Here is a 9,972-nt window from a genome sequence, read left to right on the forward strand (position 1 = left end):
GATAGTCTGTTGAGCAAGCAGCGTTGAATTACCGAGATGAGTGGATGATAAAGGTAGCTTTTATTACTATTTATTTTGGTAATATGCCTATTTTAAATCTTCTGCAACATAAGATTATTCGTTTGTTATGGCTATTACCCTATATCTATAACAACCTAGTAGATAATTCCTTTTAATAAAAAGTGATTAAACGAACAGTGAGTTAATACATGACTTTACAGAATTGGAGACGTAAGCGTGGCGTTGCACTTACTACCAAGGGTTTACAAAAAATTAAAGAAGCAAAGCATCAGTTAGAAGCAAAAGAAAATTTTGGAAATCGGTATACTCTTGAAGAAATGAGTGTACGTTCTGGTTTATATTCCGCTACTATCTCGAAAGTATTGAATCGGGAGGGAGGAGTTGACAAACAGACTATTGAGAAGCTTTTTTCCGTTTTTAACTTAAAAATAGATAAAAGTGACTATTCAAGCTCAAATACTCGTCTAGATTGGGGAGAGGCTATCTTTAACTCCGCTTTTTATGGGCGTGTAGAAGAACTTATTACATTAGAGCAATGGATTCTTAATGAGAACTGCCAATTGGTTGCACTCTTGGGAATAGGAGGTATTGGAAAAACAGCACTGTCTGTAAAGTTTGCTCAAAAAATTCAGGACAACTTTGAGTATGTGATTTGGCGATCGCTACGAGAAGCGCCACCTGTTAAAATTATTCTAGGTAACTTAATTCAATTTTTATCTGACGAACAGGAAACAGAAAGTAACTTACCAGAAAGTTTTAGCGATCGGGTATCGCGACTACTGTATTATTTACAAAATTATCGCTGTTTAGTATTCCTTGATAATGCAGAATCAATTCTCCGCAGTGGTAGCCGCGCCGGACTTTATCGAGAAGGATATGAGGAATATGGTGAGCTTTTAAGACGGGTGGGAGAAGCAACTCACCAAAGCTGCTTAGTGCTGACTAGTCGTGAAAAACCCAGAGAAATAGCATTTTTGGAAGGACAAGCACTACCTGTTCGTTCATTGCCACTGAGTGGATTGAAGGTGGCGGAAGGGCAAGAAATTTTAAAGCTCAAGGGACTATCGGCGGCAGAGGATGAATGGAAATTAATGATTGAACGTTACGCAGGCAATCCATTAGCTTTAAAGATAGTTGCCACAACCATTCAAGATATCTTTGATGGTAATATGAGTGACTTTTTGCAACAAGACACGGCTGTTTTTGGAGACATTCGCGATATCTTAGAGCAGCAGTTTGAGCGCTTGTCAGATTTAGAAAAGGAAATAATGTATTGGCTAGCGATTAATCGTGAGCCAATGGCACTTCCAGAATTGCGAAATGATATTATATCACCAGTAGCACCAGCAAAATTACTAGAGGCTGTAGAATCTTTAGGAAGGCGATCGCTAATTGAGAAGGCTTCTCTACGAGACCCTGCGCGTAGCTTGCTTTCCCGTAGGGGTACGCTAATGCCAACGCCTACGTTGATTGAAAAAAGTAAAGCACTATTTACACTTCAGCCTGTAGTCATGGAGTATATGACTAGTAGATTGATAGAAGAAGTCTGTGAAGAAATTGTTACTCAGAATATTGATTTGTTTAGGCGTCATGCTTTGATAAAGGCGACTGGTAAAGACTATGTTAAAGATATTCAGGTTCGCCTTATCCTTAAACCAGTCATAGATGGGTTGCTTTACGACTTAAGAAGCAAAAAAAATATTGAAAGTCAGTTAACTCAAATTCTTGCAACACTGCGAGAAGAATCTCCGCTAGAACCAGGGTATACGGCTGGCAATATTCTCAATCTGCTTTGTTATTTAGAGACGGATCTAAGTGGCTATGATTTTTCTTATCTGACTGTTTGGCAAGCAGACCTACGCAACGTAAATTTACACAATGTAAATTTTGCTCATGCCAATCTAAGTAAATGTGTTTTTGCTGAAACCATAGGGGGGATTCACTCAGTGGCATTCAGCCCTGATGGAAAATTTTTAGCGACAGGAGATACTAATAATGAGATTCGCCTGTATCAGGTTGTGGATGGAAAACAACTGCTTACCTGCAAGGGGCACAAGGGTTGGATTTGGCCAGTTACCTTTAGTCCCGATGGTTGTGTTCTCGCTAGTGGCAGTGACGATCAAACAGTGAAGCTGTGGGATACTAGCAGTGGGCAATGCCTCGCAACCTTAGAAGGTCATAGCGGTGGAATATGGTCTGTTTCCTTCAGTTCGGATGGTAAAATGCTGGCAAGTGGCAGTGAAGACACAACGGTGAGGTTGTGGGATGTCGGCAGTGGTCAATGCATTAAGATTCTACAGGTATCCAGTCGGGTGTGGGCAGTCGCATTTAGTCCTGATAGTACAATACTTGCAAGTGGAAATGACGATCACACGGTGAAACTATGGGATATCAGCGTTGGTCAATGTATCAAAACCTTGCTGGGACACACCCATAGGGTGCAGTCTGTTGCCTTTAGCTTGGATGGTTCGCTAGCTAGTGGTTGTCATGACCAAACATTAAGGGTGTGGAATATCAGCAGTGGTCAATGTCTTCAAATTCTGCAAGGTCATACTGACTTAATAAATTCAGTTGCCTTTAGTTTAGATGGTCGTAAGTTGGCAAGTGGGAGTGATGACCAAACAGTTAAGCTATGGGATGTGAGTACAGGTGGATGCATCAAGACTTTGAAAGGACATGGTAGCAAGGTGTGGTCAGTTGCCTTTAATCCTAATGGTACAACGCTAGCGAGTGGTAGTGATGACCAAACGGTTAAGCTGTGGGATTTGAGTACAGGTGGATGCCTCAAGACCTTTCAAGGTTACTGTAATGGGATATGGTCAGTTACCTTCAATCCCCAAGGCACCATGCTGGCTAGTGGTAGTAGTGACCAAACGGTGAGGTTATGGGATGCCAGCACTGGTCAATGCCTTAAAACATTGCGGGGGCATAGTAATCGGGTTACATCAGTTTCTCTTAACCCAGACGGTAGCATCCTTGCTAGTGGTAGTGAGGATCTAACGGTGAAACTATGGGATATTAACACCAGTAAATGTCTTAAAACTTTGCACGGACATAGTAATAGAATATTATCAGTCGCTTTTAGTCCTAATGGCACGATGCTGGCCAGTGGTAGTGAAGACCAAACAATAAGACTGTGGGATGTTAGCACTGGGCAATGTTTGCGGATTCTGGAGGGACAAACTCATCGGGTATGGTCAGTTGCTTTCAGCCCAGACAGTCATACATTAGTCTGCGGTTGTCACGATCAAACAGTAAGGCTGTGGGATGTTATTACTGGGCAATGTTTGCGGATTCTGCAAGGTCATACTGACTGGATCTGGTCAGTTGCTTTTAGTCCTGATGGTACAACATTGGTAAGTAGCAGCGGTGACCAAACAGTAAAACTATGGAATGTTAGCACCGGATTGTGTCTTAAAACTTTGTATGGGCATACTAATTGCGTATATTCCGCTGCTTTTAGTATGGATGGTTGTACATTAGCAAGTGGTAGCGGTGACCAAACTGTGAAGCTGTGGGATGTCAGCACAAGCAACTGCGAGAAAACTTTATCAGCACACACTAAGTTAACCTGGTCAGTTGCTTTTAATCCTAAAGGTAATACTTTAGCTAGTAGTAGTGAAGATGGAACAATTAAGCTTTGGGATATATTGACAGGTGAATGCCTGAAAATTCTTTTTAGCTCTAGACCTTATGAAGCCATGAACGTTACTGCTATTACAGGTGTAACTTTGGCGACTATTACCACTCTAAAAGCTTTAGGAGCGGTTGAGTATCAAGATAGATAGTATTTTAGTACTACTACAGTGATTGTTCATTTGTTCTTCATTCAATATCTTGATTCAATCTCTTGAGATGCTCTAAAATTCTACACTTTTTGTTGATAAGATAGATGTTTCTGAAGCAAGTAAAATTGCGAACTTGCTACCTTCACCTTCATCTACCCTGCCTTACTGTGCAGTATATCCTCCATCAATCATCATATTATGACCCGTGATGAAGGAAGTCGCATCTGAGCACAACCAAACCACCGTTTTTGCAATCTCTTCAGGCTTGCCAATACGCCCTATTGGATGCGCTGTTGGAAGTTGAGCAATTAAATCTACGGGAAGACTAGCTAGCATATCAGTTTCCGTAGCACCTGGACTCACGACATTGACTCGGATACCAGATTTAGCATATTCTATTGCTGCGGTTCTAGTTAGGGTAATGACTGCGCCCTTTGTGGCTGAGTAGATGGCATAACCAGGTACACCAACGACAGCACCGACAGAAGCCACATTTACGATCGCCCCGCTGTTCTGTTTGAGCATCGCCCTGATTTCGTACTTGAGGCAGAGCCACGTTCCTTTAAAATTTACGTTAACCAGACGATCCCAGTCTTCTTCTGAGATATCATCGGTGATTAAGCCGGGATTGCCTCCAATCCCAGCATTATTGCAAGCGCAGTCTAGACGACCATAAGTTTTTACAGTTTTATCGACCAGTGCCTCTACTTCAGCAGCATTTGAAACGTCGGTCTTAACAAAAATAGCTTCACCTCCGATCTCTTTTATCAGGCGCACAGTCTCCTGACTTTCGACGAGCCGACGACTAGCAACCACAACTTTTGCTCCAGCACTGGCAAATGCGATCGCACTCGCCCGACCAATACCTGATGAGGCCCCTGTAACCAGCGCGACTTTCCCATCTAATAGACCTGTCATACGTGTGTTTCTTCCCTTTTGATTGCTTTGTTTTGCACCAACTGAACTATTTGCGTTTCTGTAGCGATACTGCACCTACACTAAAAACTAAAACTCCTAACACAGCAGAAGGTTCAGGGACAGGTACTGGTTCAAGGGCTGAAAACGCTAATTTTCCAATTAGCTGATGAGTGGCAGTCGTTGGATGGACTTCATCCCAGAATAAAAACTTGTCTGGGATACACATAACTGGCTGTGTGGTAATTTCAATAGGCACCACCGATGAATCTCCGATGCACGAGTCAGTTCCATTTGTAAGATTGAATTCCTCCGGCTTTGCAATAATCCGATTAAAAAGAGAATTAACATCAAGAGGAATAATGTTGACATTAGGGTTTAGTTCCTGACTCAAAAGTTTGAGGTTTGTAGTCAAGCTGGAATCATGTTTACTGGTAAAAGTGCTAAGTAAGCTAGAAATTTGACTATTGCCACTTGTAACTGGAAACTTTCCTAAATCTGGCAGATTCAACACCATAATATCTCTAGCTCCGACAGCAGCAAGCGATTTTACCGCCGTTGATAAATTTGTCACACTCTGGGTAGGGTTGGGAGTGCCTTGGAAAAAGTAATCTAAATAATCATTAACACCCGCCCACAAAATGTAAAGGGAGTTTGGATCGGCAGACAGATTTGCTGTTGTAAAGCTGTTGATTTGTTGTTGTAATCCTGGTAGAGTGCTGATTCCGATATTCTTCAATCCTGTAGTTGCGCCACCAAAGGCAAAGTTGGTCTTCGGATTGAAAGTTAACCCTAAATCGGAGGCGAGATATTCCACCCAAACCGAACCATTGGAAAAACGTTCATTAAAGTAAGGTGGATTTGGGGGAACGATTCCGTTAGTTGCATTAAATACATTACCCGTATCGGAAAAGCTATCTCCAAAAACATAAATCTCGTTATAATCTTTTGCCGAGACTTTGAGCGGAAATATCAAAAATAACAGGTAAAAGCCCGCCGCTAAAATTTGTTTTTGCACGATCGACTACTGGATATGCTTTAAATCTTGATAGATAACTTTAACAAAAAGTGAAGCTACGATCTAAAGAAGTTTTCAGTGCTGATTCAGATTCGCCCTGATGTGGAACAAGACCTAGCGCCACGTTACCCCAACGCATCACACTTGCAGAGGCGACTCCTGCTGCACCAAAGCCATAAACGAGAACCAAATCATTTTCACGAATTTTACCCATCTGTGCAGCGTGATAAAGATTGGCTACAGTAAGTACCGGCCCAATATTAGCGTACAGAGGGTAGAGATTAAGGGTACGCTCTGAGTCAATACCAAGTACACGTACACAGAAGCTTGAAAACCAAGCTGTGGCTGTATTGAAAAGGAAAAAGTCAATTCGATCGAGAGTTAAATCGGCTGCCGAGATAGCACCTTCGCAACAGGTACGTAAAAGCTGAGTCGATTCTTCACTGAGCGCATTTTTTGCGTCCTTGTTCAACTGCATCCGAATTCGTGGATTGCCTTGCTTGTTTTCTCTAATATTTAAAGTTAATAAGTCACATAGACAACTTGTATTCACAGTTTTTGTACTGAGTATTCCTTGGTTAGGTTTGACTGAACCGACAACGAAGGCTCCAGCACCATCACCGAGAAACCAGGAAACAGTATCTTCCTCATCGACAAAGCGAGAGTAAGTGCAGGAAATTACTACCAGTACATTGCGGTACTCACCTGCTTGTACCAGAGCACAAGCAGTTTGCAATGCTACTGGGGTAACACCACACGCTCCATCAAGATTCCATGCAGCGCCTTGCAGTCCCAGTTTTTGGGCAAGGAAGGCGGCATTACCAAATCCGATTTGTTCGGGCCAAATCGAGGCTACGAGCATGAGATCGACTTCTTCAGGATTAAGCTTCGCTGCTTTGAGAGCATCACGAGCTGCACGCTCTTCTAGCATCAGCGATGATTCACCTGGAGCAAGTACCCGCTGTTCGACAGTACCACGAAAAGGATCTGACAGATATGGCAACATCTCCAAATCAAACTCGTTGCTGGGGGTAGAGCCAGCAAGTGAAAACAGCCTTCCCAAGCTTTTTTCCTCGACTTGAGCAACTATATCTGGGTATTTCTCTCTGTAATAATCTTTTGTACGTCTGATGCTGGGAAAACTAACTGCGATCGCGCGAATACCTACTGAATGATGCACCATGAAAATCTCCTCTTAGTAATTCGTAGCACCTTGTGCAATCAGATTGTCAACATGACTCCTAATTGGTGCAAGCCGGGTTGGGTCAATTACTACGTCAACAACATACGGACAGGTCGAGGCGATCGCTTTCTCCAAAGCTGCCTGGATTTCAGGTTCTGTTTCAACGCGGATGCCGTCAGCTCCCATTCCACAAGCTATCTTGACAAAATCCGCCTGCGGAATCTCTACATCTACACCTTGGAAGCCTAGCAAAGTCATCCCCTGGTCGCACATACTATAGCGCCCATCGTTTAGTACAATCCAAACGGCAGCGATCTGGTATCTTACAGCCGTGCTTATCTCATTGTTCATTAGCATGGCACCGTCTCCAACTATGGCGACGGTCTTACCATTGCGTGCCAGTGAAGCACCCACGACGCCTGTGACAAAATGACCCATAGATGCAAACCTGGTACTAACTCGAAAACGACCTGGTTTGGTAAATCGCAGTCGGTTAATTGCCCAAGCGAGCGAGTTTCCTCCTTCAGCCATGACAACCGCATTGCTCCCTTCAACTATTTGCTGTTGAATTGCATCCATGAGTACTTCCGGTCGCACTGGGCCCTCTGCGCGTGGATTAAGTATTACAGGCTTAGAACAAGGCAGCAACATTTGTGTTAACTGATTTGGGTGTTGTGGAAAGTTCTTTAGCAGTGCCTTTACAAACATTCCCACATCGGACTGAATGGCAAAGGTTTCGGCAGATGGATATGCAGTTCCTGGAACCTCTGGGTCGATATCGATATGCACGAACCCTCGTTTTGGAATCATTGCAAAATTCCAGAACGAAGTCCATTCACTGAGGCGCGTTCCTAGCACCAACACTCGTAAAGGTCGTTGTTCTTGCATATACGTTAAAACTGACGTATCTCCGGCAAAACCTGTTACACCAACAAATTGAGGATGGTTTTCGGGAAAAATGCCTTTGCCCCGAGGCGAACACATTACCGCCGCTCCCGTTGCTTCTGCAAGCTGACGAATTTCTGCTGCTGCACCCCGCGCACCAAAGCCGACCCAAATGGCAAATGGTCCTTCTGAAAGCAACCGCGTACATTCTGCAATAGTTTCCTCATTTACGGCTGCGGGAGCAAAAGAGAAAGCCACTCGTGGCAATGATGTCTTAACTGAACTAGTTTGGATGTTAGTGGGGATATTTAAGTGTGCTACAAAACCATTTGGTCGGGCTATACCAAGTGCCAACCGTCGATGAACCTTTGCCAATTCATCGCTGCATTCGAGAGTCGTCGCATAATGAAACAGTGGTTCTGATGTGAACAGTCCCTCACTAGGCATGGTGTAAGTGCTGGTTTCTTGGAATGCCCACCGTCCACGCTGCGATGCCGATGTGGAAGGCGACAGAAGAATAACTTTAGCACCTTCCCAACGTGCAGCAAACAAGCCAGTTAATGCATTCGTAATCCCTGGACCAGTTGTAGTGAATACCACAACTGGGCGATCGCTAGCAAAATACGCCTCAATGGCTGCAAAAGCGGCTCCAGCTTCATGGCGAAAGTGCAGCACCTGGATAGAACTTTGGTGTAGTGCAGCCCACACTGGCGCGATCGCACCTCCCGAAACACCAAAGGCATACTGCACCCCCATATCTTCCAGGATTTTTACCACTGCCTCCGCTACCGAAAAAGTTTCGGATGGCTTGCTATTAGATGGCTGTTTACTTGAGTTTAATTGTTTAGTGGTATTTGCTTGTGTATCCTGAAATTTCACATCCATACAAATTATACTTAGGAATAATTTCCTTTTTGGAATAACTATTATCCCACACCTAAACTTAGTAATCTTGTATTATCAATGTAATATAAATTTGTTTGGATAACGCCCATACAACTTCGGTGAGTACTGCTTTTAACGCAGGTATAACAGTAAAACTACCTTGGCGGTTCACTTCGCCAATCTTTGAGCAACCTATAAGTTCCGCATTGCTCTGATATAGAAAAAATGTTTAGAGACTTCGAGAACAGTGGATGTGGCGATGCCTGCGGTGGCCACTGAGCTTCTTGCCTTGAGCGTCTCGCTAAAGCGAAAGCTCCGCTAACGCGTAGCGTCTGTAGAGAAGCCGAAAGGTGTCGAAGTGCGGACTGCGCCAACGCGGACGACTTCATCCGTCTTTTGGTTTGTGAAAACTGAACGCTATCAATCAAGCTTTGGAGTATAAAAAAGTGATTGAATTAAATCAGTATAAGGCTTTAACTTTCGATTGTTACGGAACCCTAATTGATTGGGAAAATGGCATCTTAGGGGTGCTAAAACCATTTCTGCTGGCACATAACACTAATTTGGATGACGAGCAAATTCTTGATATTTTTGCTGAATTTGAAGCAGAACTCGAAATTGGAGAATATATCAAATATCGAGAAGTTTTGCAAAGAGTAGTCCAGAAATTTGGTGAACGATTTGGCTTTGAGCCAACTGCTGACGAACTAAATTCACTTGCCGATTCGATTCAGCATTGGCTGCCTTTCCCCGATACAGTTGAGGCACTTAGAACTTTAAAGCAAAAGTTTAAGCTGGTAATTATCTCAAATGTAGATGACGATATCTTTGCTTTCTCGGCAAAGCACTTGGAGGTGGAATTTGACGAGGTAATCACAGCAGAACAGGCAAAAAGCTACAAACCTGCCTTCAACAACTTCAGACTGGCGATTGAGAGAATTGATTTGCCGCTAGAGCAGATATTACACGTTGCTGCTAGTGTATATCATGATATCGTCACAGCCAAATCTCTAGGATTATCAACAGTCTGGGTAAATCGTCGAGCAGAACAAGGGGTTAGTGCGAGTTTACCAGCAGTCACTCAACCTGATTTAGAAGTGCCTGATTTGAAGACTCTCGCGGCTTTAAGTTTACAGTAATTTGCTGATTTGAATTTAACCACGAGAGGAACAAAAAGTAGAACGCATTTAGATAGACAGATGCCAAAGAACGAATTTGTTGTTATAGCACAAGCTTTGGTGGTTAGGACATCAACAGACGATAAAACTTAGACACAA

Annotated in this window: 6 protein-coding genes; 2 read left to right on the forward strand and 4 right to left on the reverse strand. The window is 43.3% G+C overall.

Annotated features, from left to right (window positions below; all coding sequences use genetic code 11):
* Positions 1 to 209 precede the first annotated feature (209 nt).
* Positions 210 to 3,809 (forward strand): NB-ARC domain-containing protein, encoded by a 3,600-nt coding sequence (locus RMZ95_RS27500; RefSeq protein ID WP_322686115.1) that lies wholly within the window; start codon positions 210 to 212, stop codon positions 3,807 to 3,809.
* A gap of 162 nt (positions 3,810 to 3,971) precedes the next feature.
* On the opposite strand, the gene RMZ95_RS27505 is transcribed toward RMZ95_RS27500, so the two are convergent.
* Genes RMZ95_RS27505 through RMZ95_RS27520 form a run of 4 tightly spaced genes read right to left on the reverse strand, consistent with a single transcriptional unit; the run spans position 3,972 to position 8,695 of the window.
* On the reverse strand, positions 3,972 to 4,727 hold the full coding sequence (locus RMZ95_RS27505) for an SDR family oxidoreductase (protein WP_322686116.1): 756 nt from the start codon (positions 4,725 to 4,727) through the stop codon (positions 3,972 to 3,974).
* A gap of 46 nt (positions 4,728 to 4,773) precedes the next feature.
* Positions 4,774 to 5,742 carry an SGNH/GDSL hydrolase family protein gene (locus RMZ95_RS27510; RefSeq protein WP_322686117.1) on the reverse strand — a complete coding sequence of 323 codons (969 nt, stop codon included), beginning with the start codon at positions 5,740 to 5,742 and terminating at the stop codon, positions 4,774 to 4,776.
* Positions 5,743 to 5,782: 40 nt separating this feature from the next.
* Positions 5,783 to 6,925: a 3-oxoacyl-ACP synthase III family protein gene (locus RMZ95_RS27515; protein ID WP_322686118.1), complete on the reverse strand. Its 1,143-nt coding sequence runs from the start codon at positions 6,923 to 6,925 to the stop codon at positions 5,783 to 5,785.
* A gap of 12 nt (positions 6,926 to 6,937) precedes the next feature.
* A complete protein-coding gene (locus tag RMZ95_RS27520) occupies positions 6,938 to 8,695 on the reverse strand; it encodes a ScyA-related TPP-binding enzyme (protein WP_322686119.1) in 1,758 nt (585 codons plus the stop codon).
* Between the two features lie 446 nt (positions 8,696 to 9,141).
* Between RMZ95_RS27520 and RMZ95_RS27525 the strand changes: the two genes are divergently transcribed.
* A complete protein-coding gene (locus RMZ95_RS27525; RefSeq protein ID WP_322674366.1) occupies positions 9,142 to 9,834 on the forward strand; it encodes a haloacid dehalogenase type II in 693 nt (230 codons plus the stop codon).
* The last annotated feature ends 138 nt before the right edge of the window (positions 9,835 to 9,972 follow it).

Source organism: Nostoc sp. DedQUE07, from assembly GCF_034530975.2.
Taxonomy (GTDB): domain Bacteria; phylum Cyanobacteriota; class Cyanobacteriia; order Cyanobacteriales; family Nostocaceae; genus Nostoc.